The sequence below is a fragment of the Pseudobutyrivibrio ruminis CF1b genome (assembly GCF_000424005.1).
GTDB classification, from domain to species: Bacteria; Bacillota; Clostridia; order Lachnospirales; family Lachnospiraceae; genus Pseudobutyrivibrio; species Pseudobutyrivibrio ruminis_C.
In genome coordinates this window covers 18,838-43,691 of the sequence record NZ_AUJB01000016.1, presented here as the reverse complement: position 1 = coordinate 43,691, position 24,854 = coordinate 18,838, and the positions used below count along the sequence as shown (strand labels likewise).

Below are 24,854 nucleotides of genomic sequence, written 5' to 3'. Positions count from 1 at the left end.
GTTTTCCAGGTCATTCATGTGCTCCTTCCAATGAAAATTTGACTTAAGTTTACTTGTTATTCATCCACTAGTCAACACCATTAGTGGCGTATTTATAAAAATCTCTCACACAGATAAATAAATGCTGGCAGTGTCACAAGCATTATCAAAGTGTTTTGCATTATTGTAGTGGCTGCGTATTTTACATCTGCATCATACTTACGGCCAATGATTACATTCAGCGAGCCTGACGGCATGGCTGTGAGAAGTACCATGGTCATTGCAAGGGACTTTTCTACATTTAATAGTGCAAGCACCACCAGAGTGATACCCGGCGCAATAATCATTCTGAAAAATGAAGTGATGTAGGCCACCTTATCAGTAAAGACTTCATTAGGCTTGATGGTGTAAAGCTCCGCACCAATAATCATCATTGAAACTGGAAGCATACATCCGCCTAACACATCTACTGTCTCTGTTAAAACCACTGGGAAACGATATGGAATCACATAAAGAATAATTGCAGCGATAGCAATCCATATGATTACATTCTTCATAATTGCATAGATGGAAATCTTTTCCTTTTCGCTCTGCAAAAGCATTACGCCTATAGAAAAATACACTACATCAAAAATGCAATTATATACTGCTGCATATAGAAGTCCTGAGCCTGCCACTGTCTCTCTGATAATAGACATTCCTATGAATCCAGTGTTGGCAAAGGCTATAAGCAGTGCAAACATTCCGCTCTTTGTCTTTTTCTTAAAGAATGGACGACTGCCAAAATAACATATAGAGATGACAATGGCGTAGTACACTAACGTAAATACGATAGTATATCCTATTCCTATCATCTGACTGATTGAAAAATCCGCCTGTGATGACACAAATAAATTGGCTGGAAGAAATATATATATCAGCATTTCTGACATTCCTCTCTTCACAGCCTCATCCATGATTTTAAAATGTGCAGCAAAAAATCCTGCCGCCATTAAAACAAAAATTTTTAATGTAATTGATACTAAAACACTCATCTTACCTAACTAACTCAGTTATCTCCTCGTTTTTACCAGCAAGGAAATAACCAAGATTTGCCCCACTAATTCTTTGAAGTTTCTCGATAGACTCCTGACTGTAGAATGCACTATGAGGCGTTATGATTACATTTTTTCGGCGAAGCAGACTACATTTACTTAAATCAGGATCCTCTTCTTCAAGAACATCAATGCCTGCGCCTCTAATCAATCCTCTGTTCAGAGCATTTACAAGTGCATGTTCATCAACACTGCCGCCACGGCCCACGTTGATGAATATCGGTCTACGCTTCATTTTAGCAAAAGCATCCTCATTAAAAAAGTGTCTGTTTTCCTCGGTAAGATTCATGTGATTGGTAATTATATCTGCTCTGGCAAAAGCTTCCTTCTTATCCACAAACTCCACTCCTGCCACATCAAACTGGCTGGCAGCATATGGGTCCACCGCCAGGACTTTCATTCCAAGAGCCAGAGCTATAGTAGCCACACGTCTGCCTATTCTTCCAAATCCAAAAATTGCCAGTGTCTGGCTGCTAAGATTAGGATTTCCATCTATGGAATAATATTTCCATTCCTTCTTATCATTAATCTGTCTGTCATAGAATTTCAGATTACGATTCAGCGCGCACATCAATGCGATGGCATGCTCTGCCACCTCCTGCGTACAATATTCCTGAATATGGCACACTGCCACATTGTTCTGCTTAGCGCTCTCAAGATTGATATTTGAATATCCCACACCACTAACTGAAATACATTTTAAGCTTGGACATGCGGCCAGTATCTCTTCATCAGCCTCAATAAAACCAGTTACCAAACCATCTGCATCCTGCATAGCGCTGATAAAATCATTCTTGTCCTTATACGCATATACGATAGAGTCTACTGGCTCGCCAAGCGCCTCCTCAATACTTTCAATTGTGATGGTATAATCCTCTTCCAATGCGCTTTCATAATCCGCAATTACGATTTTCTTCAAACCTTAACCTCCGCAAGTATCTCTTTGATGGCAATCAGCACCACTGCCATCTCCTGCTCTGTTCCAATGGTGATTCTTAAATATTTATCCAGTTTTGCATCTGCAAAGTGACGAGTGAGAATTCCTTCTTCTTTCAGCTTCTCACAAAGTTCCGATGAAGAAATAGCATCATGATAACAAAATACAAAGTTTGCCTTTGATGGAATAACATGGAATCCCAAGTTCTCCAAATCTGATTTGAACTGCTCTCGATTAGTTACAATTCGGTTAATACATTTATCCAAATAATAGGTATCCTTTACTGCTGCAATTCCAGCTGCCATTGTCACCGAATTGAGATTAAATGGGTTAAATGAGAACTTGATACTATTCATATCTGCAATGATATCTTTTGAAGCAATAGCAAATCCAATATGTGTTCCCGCCATATTTCTTGACTTAGAGAATGTACGGACAACAACAAGATTTGGGTATTTTGTAGCAAGTGGCAAGCATGTCTCGCCCCAGTAATCTGCATATGCCTCATCCACAATTACCATTCTCTCTGGCTTCTTTTTAACAAGCTTTTCGATATCATCGATTGGAATTGCTCGTCCTGTAGGATTATTAGGGTTTGCAAAAATAATATCCCCTTCCAAATCCATATAATCATTTATGTTGATTGAAAAATCATCCTTTACAGGAATCTCTTCCATATCAAGTCCGTATGTTTTAGCATATGTACGATAAAAACCATAGGTAATATCTGGGAAATAAATCTTCATTCCTCTTCTGAAGAAACTCATAAGTACAAAGGAAAGAACCTCATCAGCCCCATTTCCAACAAAAACCTCTTCCTCTGTCACCCCATAAACAGATGCCACTGCCTTTCTAAATTCGTGACAATGTGGATCAGCATAGTAGCTCATGTTCCAAATCTCACTTTTTGAAATAGCCTCAAATACCTTTGGTGAAGGTGGAAGAGAAGTCTCATTGGCGTTTAATTTGATATACAGCTTATCCTTTGGCTGCTCACCTGGAACATAAGGCTCCATCTCTTTATATTCATCTACTAAAAAAATGCTCATTACAATAGTGTCCCTTCATAATTATTTATATGCGTACAAGTGGAAATGTCATACAGTGTGGTCCACCGCCCGCTTTTAAGATTTCGGTAATATCCATTTCGATTACCTTCATGCCTCGCTTAACAAGCTCCTCATTAACCTTTTTATTTTGTTTCAGCGATAGCACGCAGTGATTTCCAAGAGCCTGCAAATTACATCCATGGAGGAAAATTGCCTCCTCTGGAACGGGAATAAGCTCTATTCCTCTCTCTGCAAGGAGCTTCTTGAATTCCTCTGGTAATCCATCCACATATGCCACAGCCAGATGGTCATCCACCAGATTGAAGCACATGTCCAAATGTAAATATTCCCGCTTAAGAGGAACTCCAGTAACCTCGTATCCAAGTGGCTCAAGAATTGCTTTCAACTCCGCAAGTCCAGCCTCATCTTTTCTTTCAGCCATGCCAACTGCCACCCATTTTTCATTCATAAACATGAAGTCGCCCCCCTCAAAGAGACCTTCCTTCACTTCTCCAATTTTAGGAATTCCAAGCTCCGCCATGCGCTTTTCATAATCAACATGCTCCTTATAGCGCATATCTAGCTTAAAGTTTCCAAGTATATAGCCTTCCTTCACACAGCCACCAAAATCTCTTGCAAAAACTGAGTTTGGACGCTCATCATCCGCATCTAAAAACTCTACTTCGACACCAGCATCCTCATAGCTTTTTACAAACTCCTGATGTTCACGAAGCATCACATCCACATCCATAGTGGTATCCTTCCACTTCTTTGCTATCTCATTTATTGGAGCTGGCTTTAAATATTCTGGCCTTGAAACCAAAACCTTTTTTAATTCCCCCGTTCCATTCTTAACAAACATTTAAAAATACCTCCGTAGTTTTCATAATCAGCTCAGGCAACACTCCAAAGCTGTATGGTATCTGTAATCTTTCTGTGCTTTTATGAGCATCTTTTCCGTAAACTCCAAAATTGACTGCCTTAATATTCAGCTTTTTAATCTGTTCCAATGGAAGTGGATACAACTGCTGCATCTGTGGAAAGTTATGCTTAAGTGTCTCTATAGATTCCATGGAATCATCCAAGGATAAATAACTGCTGTCGGACAGGCTAGGGAAGAATCCGTCCATTCTATATTCAATGTTATTTTCTTCCTCCACTACCTTGAGAATCTTTTCCAGCTTCTCTACAGCCTCATCATTTTTCTCTAAGGTATTATGTGGACAATAAGGAGTTGCATAGTAAAGCACTACAACTGGATGATAAATATTTGCCCTTGCAAGCAAAATTCGTATATACGATACAGGAATCTCCCTTTTATCCACTCCAGCCTCCTGTAGCTTTACAGTCTCCTCAGCAAGAATTTTATCTATGTATTCATCATGATTCTTTACCATCTGATATAAATCTTCATATGACATAACCGACCAGTTGTTTTTTATCTGCTGAAAATCTTTTCCAGACTTTTCACAAAAGGCCTTGTACTTAATATTCAAATCTGCCGATGCTCGTCTAACAGCCTTATCCCCTGCAGACACAAGCTTTTTAGTAATGTCACGAACATCTGAATTCAAAACAAAATAATTAAAATATACCAAAGCTTCCTTGGCTGTCTGCACGTTATACCAGCCCTTCAAGTCCTTACTTTTTAATAAAGTAGGTGGCAATGCATATTCACCTTCATAGACGTCCGAATACTCAGGATTTAAATTCATTTCCTTTATTAACTCTGCCATCACTGTAGTAGGATCATAGCCCTCGAAGCACTGTCCCACATGAGTCTCTCGACCCTGAATATAAAAACAGGGAAGAAGCTTTCCGCCCACTCCTGTGTATATATAATGATGCTTATCTCCAGGATACATAGGACAGGTGTAGTCATTATTTATGGCAAGTACATAATCTAAGTCATATTCTTTCTTTAGCTTTTCAATTACTTCTATTCCCTCAATAATTCCAGTATGAAGATTTTCTTCAACAGGATTCAAAGACAAAAGAATATTTCCCGATAAATCACTGACGTGCTCTGAAAGCTCCTTAAGCAAAATCATGAATACTGCATCTCCGCTCTTCATATCACAGGCACCGCGACCAAAAAGATACTCACCAGACTCTAAATCCTTTTTTACTTCCTCTGGCAATTCAATTTCCTTTAACTGTTCTGCCAAGCCATCACAATCAAAGGCATAGCCGGCAAGAGCCCCATAATCTTCCACTCCCACCGTATCGGTGTGGCCATGGAAAATTATGGTTTTACTATTTTTATCCTTCTGGCCAAGCAACAGTGCAAACACATTTCTTCGTTCCAACTTATCGTTCTTAAGTGTCTGCACAATAACCTGATTGGGATGTTCTTTAAAATATGGTATCGCTCTTAAATAATCTTCAATGAAGAGCCCTATATCCTTTTCTCCCTTTGTAGTATTTACACTGCTTACAGCCACCATATCTTTTGTCAGCTGCAACATTTCTTCATTTATTTTCAACATTTTCCCAAAATAAAAAGGCACTACATCTCTTACAATGTAAAGCGCCTTTGCTTTCTCCTATATTACTTTGTCTAAAAATGTTTTAAGTCTTTCTGACTGTGGATGCTCGAAAATCTGCTCCGGTGTTCCCTGCTCAATTAGCTGGCCTGCATCCATGAAGACTACCTTGTCTGCTACTTCCCTTGCAAAGCCCATCTCATGGGTAACAACCACCATACTCATTCCCTGGGATGCCAGTTCTTTCATTACATCTAAAACTTCTCCTACCATCTCTGGATCCAAAGCTGATGTCGGTTCATCAAACAACATAATCTTAGGATTCATGCAAAGTGCTCTTACAATTGCAATACGCTGTTTTTGACCACCTGAAAGCTGACTAGGATACGCTGCAGCCCTATCTGCCAAGCCAACTCTTTCCAAAAGCTCCATTGCATATTCTGTAGCTTCATCCTTTGACTTTCCTAAAAGTCTGGTTGGTGCGATAGTGAGATTTTTCAAAATGTTCATGTTAGGAAACAGATTGAAGTGTTGGAATACCATTCCCATTTTTTGTCGATGCTTATTAATATCCGTCTTAGGATCTGTAATTAAAACATCATCTACAAAAATATTTCCCTCTGTTGGAATCTCCAGTAGATTCAACGAACGAAGTAACGTGGATTTTCCCGAACCAGAAGGCCCGATAATTACAACAACCTCACCCTCATCTACATTTATTGAAATATTATCCAGGGCCTTGATCGTTCCACCCTTATAATATTTCTTCAGGTTTTCCACTCGAATGATTTTGTTATCTTTCATTAGCGCGTAACCTCCTTTCCAGTTTTCCAACAAGATATGTCAATACAAGTACTAAAAGAAGGTAGATAGCTGCCACTCCGAAAAGTGGAAGGAACGCTGAAAATGTACGTCCTCGAATTAAATCTCCAGCCTTTGTTAAATCCGTAATTCCAATATAACCTGCAATTGATGTTTCCTTAATCAACACGATAAACTCGTTACAAAGAGCTGGTAAAACATTCTTTACCATCTGTGGGATGATTATGTGGAACATTGTCTGCACGTAATTAAATCCTAATGAACGTCCTGCTTCAAACTGCCCCTCCGGCACAGCCATAATTCCTGCACGGATGATTTCTGCCACATAGGCACCTGAGTTAATTCCAAAAGCAAATACTGCTATCTGAACATCGTTATTTGATGTGGCAAATACAATAAAGTAAGCAATCAACAGCTGCACCACGGTAGGTGTTCCTCGAATTACTGTCAGGTAGATTTTGCAGATTACATTACAAACACATAATATGTAGTAACCTAAATTTTTTCTTTTCTTCAGACTTTCAATGTTCTTATCATAGGTCGAACGAATTGAAGCCACCACTGTTCCAAGAGCAATACCGATTAGCACTGCGAACAATGTAATTTCAAGGGTTACTAACAATCCTTCAATGATTAGCTTATAGCGTTCGCTCTCAAGAAAAACAAATTTGAAATCTGAAATAAATTTACTGAGCCACATCATCTTTAGTCCTCAGCAGAAATATATTTGCTTACAATTGAATCGATTGTTCCATCAGCCTTAAGCTTAGCTAATGCATCATTAATCTTTTCAAGAAGCTCATCATCATTCTTTGAAACACAGATTGCATATTCTTCTTCGGCGTATGCTGAATCAAGTAATTCAAGTCCATCATTTGCCTTTACATATGCTTTTGCTGGCTCGTTATCAATGATTACGCAATCAACTTTACCTGATGCCAAAGCCTGAACTGCATCTGGGCCTGCTTTGTAACGAACAATTGCATCATCGCCATAATCGTCTGTAGCATAAATATCACCCGTTGTATCCTGCTGAACACCAATCTTTATGTCAGCTGAAATATCATCAATGGATTTGATATCAGAACCTGCTGGAACTATAACTGACTGAACAGCCACCGCATATGTATCTGAGAATTTTACACTCTTTTTTCTCTCATCTGTAACTGTCATACCAGCCATTCCCATGCTGTATTTACCACTTTCTACACCTGCGATAATAGAACCAAACTCCACATCCTCAATAACAAGTTCAAAGTTCAATTCTTCTGCGATCTTTTCAGCTATCTCAACGTCAATTCCTTCGTACTCTCCATTTTCAACGAATTCATATGGAGGGAATGTAGCATTTGTTGCCATTATCAACTCACCTTCATAGTCTCCAGCCTTTGTCACACTAGCTGCAGACCCACAGCCTGTCATCACTGCCATAGCAACTACCAGTGTCATTATCAATGCTACTAATTTTTTTCGATCCATCATACCATTACCTTCCTTTTCGTTTATTAACGTAAATGCGTTTTTGAATACAAAAAAGGGGCACATGTCATTTGACATATGCCCCTTTGCACATCGACGTTTTATTTATGTGCAAAATTATATCTATCCTTTATTTTGTTTGTCAACAAGAATGTTTATAACACTTTTGTGTATATTTATACTGTGTTAAAAGTGGAATTTAGCGTTAATTTTTATAGCAAATTATTCTCTCTTTTTTCATGTCATTGCATAACATAAATCCCATATCGCTCACATCGTATATACGAATTATATCTTTCAAATTTTCATATTTGGAATCAAACTCCTCAAGAATATTTTTACAATCTTTCAACAGCTCAACATTGAAAATCTTTGTCTTGTCATTTTCAAAAATGGCATTATAAAGAATTCCTGATTCCACTAAATCCTGAAAGAAATGGCTGCCATAAGAAAGCTCCGGATTGTATCCTGCCTCAGAATTTGCAATCTCACATATGGCCTCAAATTCACTAATATCAGCAAAGGATGTAGGCACGCCAAGCTCTGGTGAAGTGGTACCAATGCGGCCCGGCACCATAAGAAGCAGCTTCTTGCCAGAATCCCTCATCTTCCAGTTTATAGTTCCAATAGCATTTGCGATGGTATATTTGTCCTTGTAGTCCATGTTGTAATAATTTACAGGATCCACATAGACAATCATATCAAGCTTCTCCGAACGGGACAGTCCCATGGCCGACTTCTCGCATTCGAACAGTACCTTTTCAGCTCCAATCTCATCAGGCATTTCAAAGTCTCCCGAATCCTCGAAAACCTGTAGTGGTCTGCACTGCAGAATGTTTATTACATAGTCTCCATCCTCGGAAAAATTAATGGTAAACTCAGTATCCACAGGGTAGTCGTATTCCCTCTGAATTGTCCCCAATATATCTTTCATCTGAGCCATAATTTCCTGTTTTTCCACAATACCCTGACAGGAAATAAACTGGATATCACGGTTGTGTCCCTGTTCCCTGAATAATCGCTCCACATCAAAGTCATGCTCCAACAATAGGCGCTGAAGATAATACGGCATAAACGGCTTAATCACATCCAGCTCCACCTGCTGCAATTTTCCTTCACCTCTGTTTATCAGTTCCAGCTTCTTCTGTGAATATTTATGCTTCTCCCCACAGTCTCTTGCAGTGGTAGCCTTTGGATTATCCAAACTTACAAGTCTTGGATAGGAGCCTTCCGTTCTATCTACTGCCGATGTTCCAAGTCCCATTACAAGACGCAGCATACCTGCCTCAGGATCAAGGCTTTCCATAAATCTGTATGGACTGTAGGAATAGCCAACACCTGCTGCACAAGGCATATAAAATTCTCCGTAATAGGAGCCTGAAACTCTCTGAATCAAAAGTGCCATCTGCTCATCACGGGCCTGAAGACCACGTCTATTTCTGTAATCCAATGCAGACTTACTCATTGTGCTGGCATAAACAGTTCTGATAGCATCCTCCAGCTCATTTAATCTCTGATCCATATCACCGGCATTTGGGCAGAAAACCGATTCGTATTTTCCAGCAAATGCATTTCCAAAACCATCCTCCAGAATAGAGCTGGACCTTACGATAATTGGATCCTGACCATAGTACTCCAAAAGCTTTACCAGCTCCTCTTCCATATCTCGGGAGAATTTTCCATCTAACAATCTCTGAGCAAATTCATCAGCCAGACTGAAGTATTCTTCTGGCTTTCTCTGACGCACCCTAATATCCCAAAAATGATTTTCCACTATAAATGTATAGAACACATCAGAGCCCACATAGAAGGAATCATGTGGTTCGAACTTTTCAAACATATCAGGTCTGTTATTCTCTATTATCTTTCTTGCCAAAAGCATTCCGCATGCCTTACCGCCAATCATGCCAGTACCTATCATTCTGCTTTTCACATGAAGATAATCCTCTGGTTTGAAGTTCTCCTTTATCATGAAACGCATCCGCTCATCTCTGGTCATCATGATATTGCACATCCTGCTGCACTGCTCAGTCACATCCATACCATTTTCATGCATGGCTGCAGTCAAATCAAAAAATCTGTCCCAGCTATCCTTGTTATCTCTATCTGAGCTGGTGGCCTCCTTTTCCAATAGCTGATAAAAATGACTGGCCCTAACTCCATCCAGCATTGGCTTGAATGCACCGGTAGATGGCTCATATACATGAGGCAAAAACATAGTCTCTGAGTATCTGTTCCACACCTTATCCGGACGCACAAAGACATTATTAACATCTGAATATACATCCAAAAACAACTGGGTTGTATCACGAATTTTTGCGATTGCTTTAAAAGAATGTTTTCCTCGAATCAGCGGAAAGAACGCCACTGTATCCAGTTGGAAAAGATATGGGCAGGTCACCTGGAAGAAATTGCCCATCATAAGGTCTGTGGCCCACGCAGTCTGCAACTCAGAAAGGCAGTCGAATACATAGAAGGCGTCAAAGCCCTCCTTCTCAATTATTTCATGGATGTCCACTGTGAAGGTTTCAAATCTGTGGGACAGCTCCACATTTACAATCTTCAAACCTTCCTGTGGTTCAAACAGCGGTTCATGGCTTGCAAACCTGATATAAATCAGATTTCTTCCATCCTTTATGGCTTGCTGCACATACGGCCCTGCAAACAGCTTGAAATCCTCCAGCTTATCCACACGCCAAACCACATTATCCCCCAGTCGAATGTTATCAAACTGCTCATCCATCTGTGGAATTCCAGAACACACTCTATCAAACGCTGCCATAAAAACCTCCCCCCAATCCAAGTCCTATATAAAAAAAGGGCGCATGCTACCTGTAGCAAACGCCTTTGTTTTAATTTAACTTTACATCTATTTGGGCTGATATTCAACCCTCGTTGTAGTCCGGTCCTGAAAATCCCGTATCTATTCCATAAACATTATTCAACTGTAACAACTTTTGCCAAATTTCTTGGCTTATCAACATCAAGCCCCTTATCAGCAGAAACAAAATAGCAGTAAATCTGCAGGGCTACGATTTCTGGGAACGCCATATACTCATCTTCCAGATCTGGCAATCCGATAACATGATATTCCTCAGAAAACTCTCCTTTTAGTTCGTTCTTTGCAAGCAGCACGACATTTGCCCCACGAGCTCTTATCTCCTTAACATTTGAAAGAGATTTAGGTATCAAGTGAGTCTGTGTAACTGCTGCAATAACCGGAGTTCCCTCTGAAATAAGTGCAATTGGTCCGTGTTTAAGTTCACCGGATGCATAGGCTTCCGAGTGAATATATGAAATCTCCTTAAGCTTAAGAGCACCTTCCATGAGAACATAATAATCAAGTCCCCTGCCTATCATAAACAAGTCTGATGCAGTAATTACTTCCTTTGCAAGCCTGTGAATAAAGTCCTTCTGTCCAAGGACTGTCTGAATTGCCTCTGGCACTTTTCGTAAGTTATCAATAGCTGAAGCAACATCTTCCTCACTCATCTTACCTCTGACAGTAGCAGTTTTTAATGCGACCAAATAGAAGATAAGAAGCTGAGTTGTATATGCCTTTGTACTGGCAACAGCAATCTCTGGACCTGCATCTGTATAGAGTGTATAATCTGCCACTCTTGAAATGGAAGAACCACGAACATTAAGAATGGCAATGCAAAGTGCTCCGCTTTCCTTAGCCTTGTTCATGGCTTCAAGGGTGTCTATTGTCTCTCCTGACTGGGAAACAGCGATAAACAAAGTATCACTGTCAAGAACAGTGTCTGAATAGATAAATTCTGATGCCATCTCGATTTCCACAGGGATACCACACCATTTCTTAAAGAGCTGTGCCCCCATCATGCCAGCATGCAAAGCTGTTCCACAGGCCACTATACAAATTCTGTTGAAGGACTGTAGAGCTTTATCCAGCTCACCATTAAATCCTAACTCTATTTCATTATTGAGTAAGTAATTGGAAAGAATTCTGCGAATGCAGGAAGGCTGTTCGAAAATTTCTTTTGCCATGTAATAAGGGAATCCCATTTTATCAACAGCAGAAACCTCCCAATCGACCTTGGTCAACTGTACTTCCACTGGATTCTCATCAAAATCTTCGACAGTATATCCTGAAGGTGTCATTGTGAGAATTAAGTCTTCTCCTAAGACATAGTACTCCTTTGCATAGGCATAAAGAGCCGCCGGATCAGATGCAAGAATTGTCTGCTCGTCGGTCTTTGCTACAACAATAGGGCTGACATTTCTGACTGCAAAAATGGTATCAGGAATATCATCAAACATAATTACAAATGCAAAGGTACCCTTTAGCTTTTTGATAGTACGTTTGATTGCTTCCTTTGGATTGCCTTTATAAAATTTATCAATCAGAGCAGCGACCACCTCAGTATCTGTCTCAGAAACAAGCTTATCTTCCAGTTCGAACTCCTCTTTTAATAGGGCATAGTTTTCGATAATACCGTTGTGAACAAGAGTAACTTTTCCTGATTTATGAGGATGGGCATTTTTATCGCTGACACCACCGTGTGTCGCCCATCTGGTATGACCAATGCCGCAGCTAAAATCAGCGTTTGATGGAGCAATCTCTCTCAAATCACTGACTCTGCCCTGGCATTTATAAATCACAGACTGACCCTCGCTATTTCGTCGCACCGCAAGTCCAGCACTGTCGTACCCTCTGTACTCTAATAACTCTAACCCGTTTAAAATATTCGCTAAAGCATCATTTCCAATGAATCCAATAATTCCACACATGATTTATTCCTCATCCTTTCTATGAATGACAGCTACGCTGTTAAATTTATTGTTAATACCTATCGCACTGTTTTTGTTTTGCAGTTACCTGCATATTTGCCAATGCGTACGCGCTAGGCTGCACGGGAGGGCACCCGCCGAATTTTCGAAAATCCCTCCTCCTCGTTAACCAGTATTAACTGGTGCATGGCGCTAAAACGAGGAATAAATACGTGATTTCAAGACCTATTAAATTTTCAATCTACAACAAAAATGATTCTAGTATACCTTATAACCCCTGTCAATTAAAAAGCACACCCTCAGGTGTGCCATCTCTGTCAGAATCCTAAAATATTTACCAGCACGCCTATTGCAATACCTATTACAGTATCCAAAAATCTGTTGCAGGCAAATAAATATGGATTGGAATCCCCAATGTGATTTACAACAATACTTAAGAAAACCACACAGGAGAAATATGACGCTTGCTTTTTCTTTATTATTACCGAGGAATAGATAACAAGAATCACCATCGCAGAAATCATAACAGAGCCAATATAATCATAGGTTCCTATTTCCCGCAAAAATAATTGCTTAATAACAATATAAAGAAACCCATAGAAGGTCCCAATAAATGTTCCAATCATTCGCTGCTTTGCATTCTTAATCGTGCTCTCCTTTGTGGCTTGCATGCACCATAGAGCAGACAACTGTGAATAGAAAACAATTCCTGCTCCATTTCGAAAGTAATCAACTACAAAGCACAAAAGAACTGCTATGGAAGATTTAATTATTCGCATTCCAATTCTTGGAAACTCTAAATGTAATTCTTTCAGTCTCTTCAATAGTTTTAATCCACCAATCCATTTTGAAATCTTGACAAATGTTCGAAAGGTAAAATCTGTCGTCCTCTGAAAAGACCACAGCCATCATTAATTAAACTGTTATTCACCGCTGTAAACATATTTACATCCAGCTCTGACAACTCTATATCCTCCAGTGAAACAACTCTCTCATAAGCCTCATCAAAGTATTTACATTCGCCTACAGGAATCTCCTGTCTTCTATTCTTTTCCTGTTCCTGTGACTCCACATATCTCAGGTGATTTGATACACCAATTTCTGCACTATCATCCATTGATTTTGTTCTTAGCTGAACCTCCACATGGCACCTTGCCATATCATCAAACAAAGTCAAATGTAAAGACCTGTAGCCTGCACTTGTTGGCTTATAAACATAGTCTCTATAGGTGGTCCACAAACTCATATCCAAAAGGTCCGAGCACTCTCGTCCGGTGGTATTTGCTTTTACAATGGTAAATCCCTGCCCCTCCAGGAAGGTCGGTAATTTATTTGCAATCTCATATAAGAGTTTAATCTCTTCCTCTTCTATATTCTGTCCTTCTTTCAAATGACACTTAGGCAAAGAGATAACTATCCTGTATGCAATTATGTCTCTGAAACAGCTGAGCTTCTCCTTGATTTCCTGAAGTGCTGGAAAGTGATGATACATCTGATAATAATCATAAATAAAATCTACAATGTACCTGTTAAACTTTTCCTCAGATCTGATAATAGATTTTATTCTTCCCTTAAATGTAAAAGCCAGATATGGATACTCCACCACCATGTACTTATAAAACTCACGAATTCTCTGGGACTGGGAAGTCAAAAACTCATTATGCTCTAACAACTCATAAATAGTTTCAAGAAATGAGCAGTGTACCAAATCAATCTGATTATGAGTTTCTAGCGCATTTGATTCCAAATCATCTATGTATTTCTGAAGTATCCTAAAAATTGTTTCTCCGTCATATAAATAGTCATTAAGTTTAATCATGCTGCCTTCTCCGTACATTATTTACATTTATTTATAAAAGCACTTACCAGCTTCATGCTGTCCTCATTACTCTCATAAGAAAACTCTGGGTGCCATTGAACAGCTATAGCGAATGTTTGATTTTTCACTCCTATTGCCTCAACAAGTCCATCCTCTGATACTGCCATCTTTTCCACCTCAGGTGATAATTCTTTTATGGCCTGATGATGATAACTGTTCACTTCATGAATACCCTCGCCCAATATTTCTGCCAGCTTTGTCCCTTTTAATATTTCAACCTTATGGGCCGCCCTGTCATATGGAGGTTCCATGTGATGCTCCACTTTACACTGATATTCTGTAGGAAGATCTTGATAAAGTGTTCCTCCTAAATACGCATTTACGAATTGAATACCTCTGCATATTCCAAGTAATGGTTTGTCATCTTCAATACATTTTTTCAAAAGAAAACATTCCATGGAATCCCTTTCAAAACAATCCATGCCGCAGGTACTCTTCTTTTTCTCACCATACAGTGTGGGAGATACATCATGTCCTCCAGTAAAAAGAATACCAGCACAAAGGTTATATGCCTGTTCAAGCTCTTCTTTATCTGTGGTAAGGGGAAGCATTATAGGAAGTCCCCCGCATTTTTCCACAACCTTCATATATCCTGGAAGCATCCAATAGCTCTCTTTTTCGTCATCATACAAAGGTATTAATCCAATAACCGGTTTCAATTTTTACCTCCGAATTTAATACTTGTACTTATGCCGTTGTACCCAAATATGCCTTCTTTACTCTTTCATCCTTTAACAGTTCCTTACCAGTGCCTTCAATGGTAATTCTGCCATTTTCAATAACATAGGCTTTATCTGCCACATGTAATGCCATATTTGCATTTTGCTCTACCAGTAAAACCGTAGTTCCAGCCTCATTTACTCTTTTAATAATTTCAAATATTTCGTTTACGATTATTGGAGCAAGTCCCAGTGATGGTTCATCCATCATAATAAGCTTAGGATTTGCCATAAGAGCTCGTCCTACAGCAAGCATCTGCTGCTCTCCACCTGATAAAGTTCCGGCAGCCTGCCATGATCTTTCTTTTAATCTTGGGAAGATGGAATAAACCTTTTCTATGTCTTCATCCAGATTTCCTTTTCTCAGATAAGCTCCTATTTTTAAATTTTCAAGAACTGTCTGGTCTGGAAATACATGACGTCCTTCTGGAACAAGTGTTATTCCATTTCGAACAATTTCATCTGTGCTGGAACCCATCAACTCCTTACCTGCAAGCTTTATACTTCCTGACTTTGCCTTTACAAGACCAATGATTGAACGGAGTGTACTTGATTTTCCTGCACCATTGGCACCAACCAAAGTTACAATCTGTCCTGATGGGACCACAAAACTTATATCCCTTACAGCCTCTATTCCACCATAATTTATAGATAATCCTTTAATCTCAAGCATCTCATTCCTCCTGTGTTCCAAGATAAGCTTCAATAACCTTTGGATCAGAAGCAACAGCTTCCGGCTTACCCTGCGCAATCATTTTTCCAAAATCTATACAATAAATATGATCTGAAATGCCCATTACAAGATTCATATGATGCTCAATCAAAAGTACTGTAAGATTATACTTATCTCTTATCTGACAGATGAATTCAGCAAGCTCATCTGTCTCCTGTGGATTCATACCAGCAGCAGGCTCATCAAGGCATAAAAGCTTTGGCCCTGTAGCAAGTGCTCTGGCAATCTCCAGTCTTCTTTGCATTCCATATGGAAGACTTCCTGCCTCCCAGTCAGCATACTTATCCAGCCCCTGCTCTTTTAAAAGCTGCCAGGTTTCTTCTCTGCTTCGCTGCTCCTCACTCTTATTTAATCTAAATGTAGCAGTAAAAGGATTCTGCTTTGCCCTCATATGCTTTGCTATCAACACATTGTCAAAAACTGACTGTTTTGGAAACAGTCTTATATTTTGAAAGGTTCTGGCAATACCAAGCTTTGTAATTTCATCTGGTGTATGAGAAATCTTAAAGCTGTTTGCTATAGTTTCACCGCAAAAATCCACCTTTCCATTAGTTGGATGATACACACCTGTAATGCAGTTAAAAGCTGTAGTTTTTCCCGCTCCGTTTGGTCCAATTAGAGCAACTATCTCGCCCTCTTTTACCTGTGCTGAAAGATCATTGACAGCAATTACACCTCCAAACTGCATGGTAAGATGTTCTATATTTAATACTACGTTTTTATCTGCCATCTATTCAGCCTCCGATACAGCTTTTTCTTTCTTGCTTCGCATTAGTTTCTTAGCACCATTTATTAATCTGTCCCAAGTAATCTCTTTACTTCCTGTAAGTCCATGGTTCCAAAAAAGTACCACCAGCATAAGAAGTAAACTAAACACAACCATTCGAAATCCATTTCGTAGCAAAGGAACATTCATGGCACCAAAGCCTGTATTTCCAATGCCTGGAATAAGTTCTGACCAGGTGTACTCTCTGTCTAAGAAACGTAACCACTCCTGCGAACCAGTTACTATAAATGCTCCCAGAATCGAACCACTTATACTTCCAATTCCACCAAGTACTACCATCAACAAAATGTTATATGTCAAAGCAACAGTGAATGTACTTGTAACTGCTGATCTCATATATACTGCTAGAAGTCCTCCTGCCACTCCGGCAAAGGCACTTGATACAACAAATGAAAGCTGCTTGGTTCTAAATAGATTTATTCCCATAGCTTCAGCAGCAACATCATCATCACGAATCGCTTTAAAAGCACGTCCATAACTACTGTTCACCAAAAGAATCATAATAACAATACAGACAGCCGAAATAATAACGCATTCAAAAATACTTTTAAACTCTGGAATATTAGAAACTCCATAAGATGCATTTGTAATTTTTCCCAAGCCATCCCAGCCAAAAATTGCTCTTATTATCTCTGAAAAACCAAGAGTTGCTATTGCCAGATAATCACTCTTCAAACGAAGCACCGGCCAGCCAATCAAGGCTGCAATTCCTGCACAGACCACTGCACATAAAATAAGAGTTACGATAAGTGGAAGCTTGATATCATGTAGCCATGATGCCATTCCATACAGGTAGAAAATCTGGTCTCTCATCTCTACAGGAATAGTTAAGACACCAGTGATATATGCTCCAATGCACATAAAACCAGCTGTTCCAAGTGAAAACTGTCCAGTGAATCCAATAATTAAATTCATGGATACAGCTGCCACTGCATAAATACAGCTTCTTTCAATAATGGTAATTGCATAGGAATGAGCCACACTATCAGACTCCAAAATAAATAAGTATAAACAGCATAGTAAAACCGCTGCTATGCTGAGTATTAAGTTTCTCTTCTCTTTTACTTTCATATGCCTACCTCACACTTTCTGTACCGCTTTTTCACCAAACAAACCTGATGGTCTGAATATAAGAATAAGTACCAGCAAGGCAAAGGTAAAAGCATCACTAAATACTGAATAACCCATAGCCGTGATGACAATCTGGCAGATACCTACAATAAATCCTCCAATAACAGCACCCTGAATATTTCCAATACCACCTATGACTGCTGCGACAAAGCATTTCAATCCTGGAAGTGAGCCGGAATAAGGCTGAACTGTATTGCGGTCTGTGAAATATAGAATTGAACCTACAGCTGCCAGACCACATCCAATTACAAAGGTTGTTGTAATGATGTTATCAACCTTAATTCCCATGATTCTTGCAGTTTCCTGATCCTTACTGCAGGCTCTCATGGCCATACCAAGTTTAGTATGATTTACAAGCATAATAAGTAGGAATGTAAGAACTATGGTAAGCACTGGGGCTATTATAGTTACTCTGGAAACACTTATATTTCCGAATGTATAAACATGTTTTAGGATATCAATCTGAGGATAGCTCTGAGGCATTGCTGTAAAAAGATAGTTTGCAAGATTCTGTAATAGATATGATATTCCTATGGCACTAATCATTACAGACATACGAGGTGCATTTCTAAGTGGCTTATATGCTACTCTCTCGATTACCACACCTAGTACGATTGTGCATAAAATGACAAAAGGTATCGCAAAATACCAAGGAAAAACAGCTAACGAAAAAATCATGAAGTATCCTGCCATCATGAATTCATCGCCGTGAGCAAAGTTAATCATCCTAAGTATTCCGTATACCATAGTGTAACCAATAGCTATGAGTGCATAGGCTCCTCCTAAGGATAATCCATTCAAAAGCTGCTGCAACAAATATGAAATCATATAGTTTTCCACCTTATCTATAGTTTTAGGGCTGTGTGTAATGCACAGCCCCATTTTGCAATCAAATGCTATTTTTGTACTGTCTCAGTACTCTGATATGTCCATTCACCAGAAGTAATCTGGCAGATGTATGATGTATCTTTAATTGCATCACCATTAGCATCAAATTTGTATGGTCCGCATGCGTATCCTTCGCTCTCATCCAAAGCAGCCAGCGCATCTCTAATTGCCGGACCCTCTAATGAATCTGCAGCTTCGATAGCGTCACATAACAACATGTATGCATCGTAGGATACTGCATGATTACCTACAATTGCATCTGTATCAAGGTTGGTAGCTTTTCTTGAAGCATCTGCATTGAGCCATTCCTTAAAGCCTGCATCAAATTCTGGATTACCACCCTCTGAATAAAATGTATCAGCTACAACTCCATTTGCATTATCACCAGCATCCTGAATAAGAACGTTTGAATACCAGGTATCTCCTGCAATCCACTGAACATCAAGACCTAAGTCATGAGCCTGATTCAAAAGAAGTGGAGCATAAAGATAATCAGTAGGAGCGAATACAGCCTTAACACCGCTGTTCTTTATGTTTGTAAGAATAGCCTTAAAATCACTTTCGTTTGTCTGGAATGTTTCCGAATCTACAACTGTACCACCTAAAGCTGTGAATGAATCTGTGAAGGTCTTTACTAGACCTGATGTATATTCGTTACCGATGTTATCGATTGTTGCTACTTCTGTGAAGCCATTACTGTATGCCCAGTTTGCCATTACCTCGCCCTGGAATGGATCAAGATAACATGCTCTGAAGTAGTAATCATTTCCAAGAGTAACATTTGCATTTGTGCAGGATGTTCCGATTGCTGGAATCTTTGCATTGGAATAGTAAGAACCTGCTGCTATACATACACCTGAACCGTATCCACCTACAACTCCAACAACGCCGTCAGCGATAAGCTTCTGTGCAGCTGTAACTGCCACTGTCTTATCTGACTGATTATCCTGCCAGTCAAGTTGAATTTTATATTCCTTACCTCCAACAGTTACGGTTGGGCGAACATAATTCGCATATTCGATAGCCAATTCTTCCTGTGCGCCACCGCCACCATTCTCACCTGTCTTTGGCTCAAAGATTCCAATCTTTATAGTATCTCCTGATGCCGCATCTGAGCCGGTTGAAGAGGACGATGAAGACGCACCACAGCCAATCAGGTTCACAGCCATCAAACATCCAAGAGCGATTCCAAACAATTTAGATCTTTTCATATTACATTTCCTCCTTGGTAATTTCACTTTCGAAATGCATATATGAATACGCAAAAAGGCGCCGCTAAAAAATAGCGACGCCTTTGTCGAAAGCAAAATATATTTTTCTGTATTTTATTAGTTATGCCCATTAATGTCAATACAATTTATATTTAACATTTGGCAATCATTATAATGGTATCAATTTAAAAGCCGCTGTGTTCTGATACACTATCGGGCTATCATATTCAAAGGCTATGATGCCATCCTCCGGTGCTGTCACAATCTGGATGATATCACCTGTTAGTGGCTCTGTGACATGTGCCATTACCTGTCCCCTGATAACCACATCTCCTGCCTGAACCAGCGATTCCATAAAGCCTGCCGAACTGGTTCTGACACTAATAAAATTATTACTGTCAATCACTTTAGACTGACATCCCTGACTGTTTTCATAATCTATTATTTTTTCTTTTTCCAGGAATGCAAGGACTGCATCCACTCCCTGTCTGGCGCTTTTCCTGTTTATCTTTTCCGTACTGGAAGTATAAATAGAGAAGGCAAAGGTGTCCCAGATTTGCCAGTTGTAGTTTAGGGTTGCTGTATCAAAGGGTCTTGGGTTGTGAAGTACCACAAATGGTAATCCGAACTCCTTCGCCATCTCCACGTTTTCATTTCCAGTTTTCATGATTCTTACCTGCGGCACAAAATGCCCTGGCATATAAAAGGATGCAAACTGAATTCCATATCTGTAATCCTTTATCTGGTTAAATATTCCTGCAGCGATTCTCTGTGTGGTCTCGCCTTTATCATATCCTGGAAACATCCTGTTTATATCTGTATTGTCAATGCTCCAGAATCGTTTCTTGATATTTACAGAATATGGATTTCCGCAGGAAACTACCATGATTGATTTGCCCTGCCTAATCTTTCCCGCTTCTTCAAGCTTCTTTAGTTCCTTTATCAACAAGCTGCACACGTATATCTGCTGGTATTCGTTACCTCTCAGACTTCCAACGATGCAGACTGATTTTTCACCTTCTCCAAATTTAAAGCCCTTCACCCGGAAGCTGTCTCTGTATAATCCGTTAAACGAATAAATAGTTTCTTCCTTCATACCTGATTCTCCAATAATACTTTTTCTTTGAGAATTCGTCCCATCAGAGAACCTTCTTCAACTACTGGGTATTCCCTGACTGTAAAAATCATCCCCTTCTCAGGAGCCGTTATTTCTGCCAATACAGCCCCACTTAATGGATTAATAATTTTACCTACAGATTCTCCTTTTTTCACCCTGCTTCCATGGTCCTTTTCCTTCATGTAAATTCCGGAACAAGGAGCATTGAGATAGCATACATCTTCTTCATTGGCGTCATATGCTACTATAGCATTTCTTATTTCAGGCACCTCTCCAGTCCATATTCCCAGTTCGCTCATAAGAGAAAAAATACCGTCTGTAAGCTGATTTCCATATTCTTCCGTGATTCTCATTCCCACACCCATCTCCACAACAAGTGTATTCGTTCCTTTGTTGTTAAGAGAATATGCAAGTGTAGACTCAAGAACTGTGCTTGCTCCATGTACCCAAATCAAATCCATGTTTGCTCTTTTGGCAATTGGAACAAGCACATCTGCATTCAATTCGTTTATACGAATTTGTGGAACTTCCGTCAGGAAAATATTGCTGGCATGAATATCAATTACAAGGTCTGCTCCCTCCAGTTCCTCGATGATTCTTGATGCCACATACTCATTCATATCTCCCTCGAAATTTCCTGGAAATATCCTGTTCATATCAAGATCAAAGGCTGGAATTCCTCTAGTTATAGAATCAATTCCAAAGGGATTCATGGCAGGATATATGTCTACTATGCCGTTTAAGCTGCTTGCACATTCTCTAATACGCCTTGACAGCTCATAGCAGACATATTGTCCCTCAAGTTCATCTCCATGAATTCCGGTCACTATACAAATTCGTCTGAGTCCTTCCTTTTTAGATGACATCAGCCTGTGCTTCGTAATTACGAATTCTTCATCCACTGGAAGGGAAAGTCGTACCACATCTTCAATTGATTCTATTATTCCATTCATCAAAAACCTCTTCTACCACAACATTAATTTCCTGCATCTGACTGACATTTCCCGTGAATATACCCTGATTTACGAGACAATCCTCCGAATCCCGTCCGTTGGAAATCTTAATATACTCATCATTTACAAGCTTATGATTTGTAGGGTCATAGCCAATCCATCTGCCTTCATTCCATATCTCCACCCATGCATGGGATAATCCTTCTCCCATCATCATTCCCGCCACATATCGACAAGGAATTCTTTCCATCCTGCATAATGAAAGCATAATGTGGGCATAATCCTGACATACTCCACATCCACCTGCGAATGCTTCCTCCGCAGTGGTTTCCATATCTGTAATTCCCTGAACATACTGAAAGGCTTCACTGAGGCTATCCATGATGGCTGTGGCTTTATCAGTGGCGCTACCAAATCTTTTTAAATCTAATTTCTGATAGAACTCCAATATTCTGAGCCCCGGTTTTGTCTTTTGAGTCTGGTACTTAAATATACCTATCTTATGAAGTTCATCTGCTTTCTCGTACTCTTCTCTGCCAGTTACGGCAATTCCTTTTACGTCAAATCCGAAACTGTTATGGAGCTCATTTGTATATCCAAATAAGGTAATGTTTCCGTAGGAATCCTCATCCTCACTGGTCACATTATCTGGATATACCTCCACCGACATATTTTCAATTTTTTGTAAATCATTATCATGTGGAACACACTTAAGTGAAAATCTATGATTTTTTACGTAGTCACTAAAAGTAAGCTTCATATGATAGCCAAACTGTAGCTTTTTCAAAGCTCCTCACCTACCAATTGTTCAATCTCATCTGTTAACGTCTCATAAGGCATATCATCCAACTGGACCAGATAATTTATGTGTGCCATCCTCGTACTGTCATATCGCATGGTGCTTTTATCGATACGATTAGTTAGTCTTCTTGTCTCCTTACGAATCCTCTCCGGAAATACTTTTAGTCGTGAATATAAATCAATTCGTTCCACAAGCTTACCAACACGTATCATGTTCCGTATTGAGGACTCCTCAATGTCATCATCCGCCATTCCCCAGAATGCAGCTATATTGTCCGTCACATGCTGCAAGCCAATTAATGGTGATTTGTTAATTGCCGCCTGATTCATGGCATATACCGCCAATTGGATATATGAAAGGGATTCACTTCCGATTTCTTCCCTTAGCACAATCGCATTATCATAGGCCCTCATCAGGTTAGAAAAGATTGAATTCTCATCCTCCAAAGAAAAGCAATATCGAGCAACAAAATCCTCCTTGCTCTTGTAGATGTTTGGAATATCCTGACTTTCACAAAACTTTTCGTACTCCAAATCATCAATATCAATCATTGAATCAAATCTGGCTTCAAAAACCTTTATAGTTGTATACACTCGCTCTGTATATCTGCCAAGCCAGTATAATCTGTCTGTGTTCTCTACTGAGATAATACCCATGTATCTTTAAATCCTCCTCCCTGCGAAGAATTAACAATAAATGAATCTGGATTTCTGGAAAATCTGGTCAATCCACTTTTCCATACCATTGGTTCATCCCCCATAAGTACAAAGGCTCTCAAGTCCGCTTTTCTTGGAAGAAGCTCGCATTTTTCCATGATATCGATATCCAGAAAATCTATAACCTCCTGTGCAATAAATCTTCGAGGCTCACTCTTCAACATCTCCTTGAAGTTTACTTTTTCCTCTGAACTCATCTTGCTGCCGAACACTACTCCGTAACCACCAGCCTCTGCCACATCCTTTAAAACTAGCTTGTCAAAGTTCTCAAGCACATACTTCATATCCTCTTTGTAATATGGTAAATAGGTTGGTGCATTCTGTAATATTGGTTCCTCTCCCAAATAATACTTCACCATCTTTGGAACGAAATAATATATTCCCTTATCATCAGCCACACCATTTCCTGGTGCATTGATAAGTGCAACATTTCCCTTTCTGTAAATATCAAAAATGTGAGGAATGCCAATTACTGAATCCTTCCTAAAGGTCATTGGGTCAAGATATTCATCTGATATTCGTCTGTATACAGCTCCTACTCTCTCTTTACGTCCAGAATAATCAATAAAATACAAGTGATCATTTTCAACTATCAGCTCGTGTCCAGAAGCCAAATGCGCACCTGTCTTTTCTGCAAGATACGAGTGTTCAAAATAAGCTGCATTATATCTGCCTGGAGTCAAGATGACCGTGTGTCCTCCCATATTCACATGGTCCATAGTACGACGTAGCATAGCGGCATAGTTTCTGTTATCCTCAACATGTTTTCCTGTAAAAAGATCCGGTGAACTTCTTCTGGAAATCATTCGCGCAATCATTGGGTAAGATGCGCCTGAAGGAATTCTTAGATTATCCTCCAGAACATACCAGTCTCCATCCTTCGCCTGAACTAAATCAATACCTGCTATGTGGGCATATATTCCCTTTGGTGGCTTAATTCCATCGCACTGAGGTAAGTATCCGCTACCGGCGTAAATGAATTCCTCCGGTATGATGCCGTCTCTAACAATATGCTTATCGCCATAGATGTCGTTAATAAAACAATTTAGAGCTACAACTCTTTGCTTCAATCCCTTTTCAAGGTAAGTAAACTCATCCTTATCAATGATTCTTGGAATCATATCAAACGGAAAAAGCTGCTCTTTGAATTCATTGTTTTTATAAATTCCAAACTTAACACCATACCTGGCCAATTGCTCATTAACAGCCCCAGAACCTGCATAGATTTCCATATCCTCAACCCGTTCTTTTTTACTAAAAATGTCTGCGTATGTTGTCATGCTCTCTCTCCTCCTTTCTGTAAAATAAAAAGGCGCCTCA

Annotated in this window: 23 protein-coding genes; all 23 read right to left on the bottom strand. The window is 39.5% G+C overall.

Annotation, left to right across the window (positions count from 1 at the left end):
• Positions 1–92: 92 nt before the first annotated feature.
• Positions 93–1,013 (bottom strand): AEC family transporter, encoded by a 921-nt coding sequence (locus tag G592_RS0112865; protein ID WP_028248174.1) that lies wholly within the window; start codon positions 1,011–1,013, stop codon positions 93–95.
• A gap of 1 nt (position 1,014) precedes the next feature.
• Positions 1,015–1,992: a C-terminal binding protein gene (locus G592_RS0112860; protein WP_028248173.1), complete on the bottom strand. Its 978-nt coding sequence runs from the start codon at positions 1,990–1,992 to the stop codon at positions 1,015–1,017.
• The gene (gene hisC, locus G592_RS0112855; RefSeq protein WP_028248172.1) at positions 1,989–3,059 is read right to left on the bottom strand and encodes a histidinol-phosphate transaminase; all 1,071 of its coding nucleotides are present in this window, start codon (positions 3,057–3,059) and stop codon (positions 1,989–1,991) included. Before hisC ends, G592_RS0112860 begins: the two co-directional genes overlap by 4 nt.
• A 25-nt stretch (positions 3,060–3,084) precedes the next feature.
• Positions 3,085–3,921 carry a dimethylarginine dimethylaminohydrolase family protein gene (locus G592_RS0112850; RefSeq protein ID WP_028248171.1) on the bottom strand — a complete coding sequence of 279 codons (837 nt, stop codon included), beginning with the start codon at positions 3,919–3,921 and terminating at the stop codon, positions 3,085–3,087.
• The gene (locus tag G592_RS0112845; RefSeq protein ID WP_028248170.1) at positions 3,911–5,548 is read right to left on the bottom strand and encodes a M20/M25/M40 family metallo-hydrolase; all 1,638 of its coding nucleotides are present in this window, start codon (positions 5,546–5,548) and stop codon (positions 3,911–3,913) included. Before G592_RS0112845 ends, G592_RS0112850 begins: the two co-directional genes overlap by 11 nt.
• A 57-nt stretch (positions 5,549–5,605) precedes the next feature.
• Positions 5,606–6,349: an amino acid ABC transporter ATP-binding protein gene (locus G592_RS0112840; protein ID WP_028248169.1), complete on the bottom strand. Its 744-nt coding sequence runs from the start codon at positions 6,347–6,349 to the stop codon at positions 5,606–5,608.
• Positions 6,339–7,067 (bottom strand): amino acid ABC transporter permease, encoded by a 729-nt coding sequence (locus G592_RS0112835; protein WP_028248168.1) that lies wholly within the window; start codon positions 7,065–7,067, stop codon positions 6,339–6,341. Before G592_RS0112835 ends, G592_RS0112840 begins: the two co-directional genes overlap by 11 nt.
• Before the next feature lie 5 nt (positions 7,068–7,072).
• On the bottom strand, positions 7,073–7,849 hold the full coding sequence (locus G592_RS0112830) for a transporter substrate-binding domain-containing protein (protein ID WP_330365457.1): 777 nt from the start codon (positions 7,847–7,849) through the stop codon (positions 7,073–7,075).
• A 202-nt stretch (positions 7,850–8,051) separates the two neighbouring features.
• Positions 8,052–10,628, bottom strand: a complete 2,577-nt coding sequence (locus G592_RS0112825; RefSeq protein ID WP_028248166.1) for a PEP/pyruvate-binding domain-containing protein — start codon at positions 10,626–10,628, stop codon at positions 8,052–8,054.
• Between the two features lie 155 nt (positions 10,629–10,783).
• Entirely contained in the window at positions 10,784–12,598 is a 1,815-nt protein-coding gene (gene glmS, locus G592_RS0112820) for a glutamine--fructose-6-phosphate transaminase (isomerizing) (RefSeq protein ID WP_028248165.1), read from the bottom strand.
• Positions 12,599–12,915: 317 nt separating this feature from the next.
• The gene (locus G592_RS0112815; RefSeq protein ID WP_028248164.1) at positions 12,916–13,422 is read right to left on the bottom strand and encodes an FUSC family protein; all 507 of its coding nucleotides are present in this window, start codon (positions 13,420–13,422) and stop codon (positions 12,916–12,918) included.
• Between the two features lie 5 nt (positions 13,423–13,427).
• Complete coding sequence (locus G592_RS0112810; protein WP_028248163.1) at positions 13,428–14,417, bottom strand: guanosine polyphosphate pyrophosphohydrolase; 990 nt, start codon at positions 14,415–14,417, stop codon at positions 13,428–13,430.
• 17 nt (positions 14,418–14,434) lie between these two features.
• A complete protein-coding gene (locus G592_RS0112805) occupies positions 14,435–15,136 on the bottom strand; it encodes a gamma-glutamyl-gamma-aminobutyrate hydrolase family protein (RefSeq protein WP_028248162.1) in 702 nt (233 codons plus the stop codon).
• A gap of 28 nt (positions 15,137–15,164) precedes the next feature.
• A complete protein-coding gene (locus G592_RS0112800) occupies positions 15,165–15,869 on the bottom strand; it encodes an ABC transporter ATP-binding protein (protein WP_028248161.1) in 705 nt (234 codons plus the stop codon).
• A 1-nt stretch (position 15,870) separates the two neighbouring features.
• The gene (locus tag G592_RS0112795; RefSeq protein WP_028248160.1) at positions 15,871–16,659 is read right to left on the bottom strand and encodes an ABC transporter ATP-binding protein; all 789 of its coding nucleotides are present in this window, start codon (positions 16,657–16,659) and stop codon (positions 15,871–15,873) included.
• Complete coding sequence (locus G592_RS0112790) at positions 16,660–17,787, bottom strand: branched-chain amino acid ABC transporter permease (RefSeq protein WP_028248159.1); 1,128 nt, start codon at positions 17,785–17,787, stop codon at positions 16,660–16,662. It abuts the gene before it with no gap.
• 9 nt (positions 17,788–17,796) lie between these two features.
• On the bottom strand, positions 17,797–18,675 hold the full coding sequence (locus G592_RS0112785) for a branched-chain amino acid ABC transporter permease (RefSeq protein ID WP_036952973.1): 879 nt from the start codon (positions 18,673–18,675) through the stop codon (positions 17,797–17,799).
• 68 nt (positions 18,676–18,743) lie between these two features.
• The gene (locus tag G592_RS0112780; protein WP_028248157.1) at positions 18,744–19,946 is read right to left on the bottom strand and encodes an ABC transporter substrate-binding protein; all 1,203 of its coding nucleotides are present in this window, start codon (positions 19,944–19,946) and stop codon (positions 18,744–18,746) included.
• Between the two features lie 169 nt (positions 19,947–20,115).
• Positions 20,116–21,042: a M14 family metallopeptidase gene (locus tag G592_RS0112775; protein WP_028248156.1), complete on the bottom strand. Its 927-nt coding sequence runs from the start codon at positions 21,040–21,042 to the stop codon at positions 20,116–20,118.
• Positions 21,039–22,016 carry a M14 family metallopeptidase gene (locus G592_RS0112770; RefSeq protein ID WP_028248155.1) on the bottom strand — a complete coding sequence of 326 codons (978 nt, stop codon included), beginning with the start codon at positions 22,014–22,016 and terminating at the stop codon, positions 21,039–21,041. Before G592_RS0112770 ends, G592_RS0112775 begins: the two co-directional genes overlap by 4 nt.
• Positions 21,991–22,803: a transglutaminase-like domain-containing protein gene (locus G592_RS0112765; protein WP_028248154.1), complete on the bottom strand. Its 813-nt coding sequence runs from the start codon at positions 22,801–22,803 to the stop codon at positions 21,991–21,993. The genes G592_RS0112770 and G592_RS0112765 overlap by 26 nt, the downstream gene beginning before the upstream one ends.
• A complete protein-coding gene (locus G592_RS0112760) occupies positions 22,800–23,474 on the bottom strand; it encodes an alpha-E domain-containing protein (protein ID WP_028248153.1) in 675 nt (224 codons plus the stop codon). The genes G592_RS0112765 and G592_RS0112760 overlap by 4 nt, the downstream gene beginning before the upstream one ends.
• Positions 23,456–24,814, bottom strand: coding sequence for a circularly permuted type 2 ATP-grasp protein (locus tag G592_RS0112755; RefSeq protein ID WP_051194921.1), 1,359 nt, complete (start codon positions 24,812–24,814; stop codon positions 23,456–23,458). The genes G592_RS0112760 and G592_RS0112755 overlap by 19 nt, the downstream gene beginning before the upstream one ends.
• Positions 24,815–24,854: the final 40 nt, after the last annotated feature.

Coding starts and splice junctions, on each gene's coding strand:
- G592_RS0112865 (WP_028248174.1), bottom strand. CDS start 1,013: ATGAGTGTTTTAGTATCAATTACATTAAAAATTTTTGTTTTAATGGCG.
- hisC (WP_028248172.1), bottom strand. CDS start 3,059: ATGAGCATTTTTTTAGTAGATGAATATAAAGAGATGGAGCCTTATGTT.
- G592_RS0112850 (WP_028248171.1), bottom strand. CDS start 3,921: ATGTTTGTTAAGAATGGAACGGGGGAATTAAAAAAGGTTTTGGTTTCA.
- G592_RS0112845 (WP_028248170.1), bottom strand. CDS start 5,548: ATGTTGAAAATAAATGAAGAAATGTTGCAGCTGACAAAAGATATGGTG.
- G592_RS0112840 (WP_028248169.1), bottom strand. CDS start 6,349: ATGAAAGATAACAAAATCATTCGAGTGGAAAACCTGAAGAAATATTAT.
- G592_RS0112835 (WP_028248168.1), bottom strand. CDS start 7,067: ATGTGGCTCAGTAAATTTATTTCAGATTTCAAATTTGTTTTTCTTGAG.
- G592_RS0112830 (WP_330365457.1), bottom strand. CDS start 7,849: ATGATGGATCGAAAAAAATTAGTAGCATTGATAATGACACTGGTAGTT.
- G592_RS0112825 (WP_028248166.1), bottom strand. CDS start 10,628: ATGGCAGCGTTTGATAGAGTGTGTTCTGGAATTCCACAGATGGATGAG.
- glmS (WP_028248165.1), bottom strand. CDS start 12,598: ATGTGTGGAATTATTGGATTCATTGGAAATGATGCTTTAGCGAATATT.
- G592_RS0112810 (WP_028248163.1), bottom strand. CDS start 14,417: ATGATTAAACTTAATGACTATTTATATGACGGAGAAACAATTTTTAGG.
- G592_RS0112800 (WP_028248161.1), bottom strand. CDS start 15,869: ATGCTTGAGATTAAAGGATTATCTATAAATTATGGTGGAATAGAGGCT.
- G592_RS0112795 (WP_028248160.1), bottom strand. CDS start 16,659: ATGGCAGATAAAAACGTAGTATTAAATATAGAACATCTTACCATGCAG.
- G592_RS0112790 (WP_028248159.1), bottom strand. CDS start 17,787: ATGAAAGTAAAAGAGAAGAGAAACTTAATACTCAGCATAGCAGCGGTT.
- G592_RS0112785 (WP_036952973.1), bottom strand. CDS start 18,675: ATGATTTCATATTTGTTGCAGCAGCTTTTGAATGGATTATCCTTAGGA.
- G592_RS0112780 (WP_028248157.1), bottom strand. CDS start 19,946: ATGAAAAGATCTAAATTGTTTGGAATCGCTCTTGGATGTTTGATGGCT.
- G592_RS0112775 (WP_028248156.1), bottom strand. CDS start 21,042: ATGAAGGAAGAAACTATTTATTCGTTTAACGGATTATACAGAGACAGC.
- G592_RS0112770 (WP_028248155.1), bottom strand. CDS start 22,016: ATGAATGGAATAATAGAATCAATTGAAGATGTGGTACGACTTTCCCTT.
- G592_RS0112760 (WP_028248153.1), bottom strand. CDS start 23,474: ATGGGTATTATCTCAGTAGAGAACACAGACAGATTATACTGGCTTGGC.
- G592_RS0112755 (WP_051194921.1), bottom strand. CDS start 24,814: ATGACAACATACGCAGACATTTTTAGTAAAAAAGAACGGGTTGAGGAT.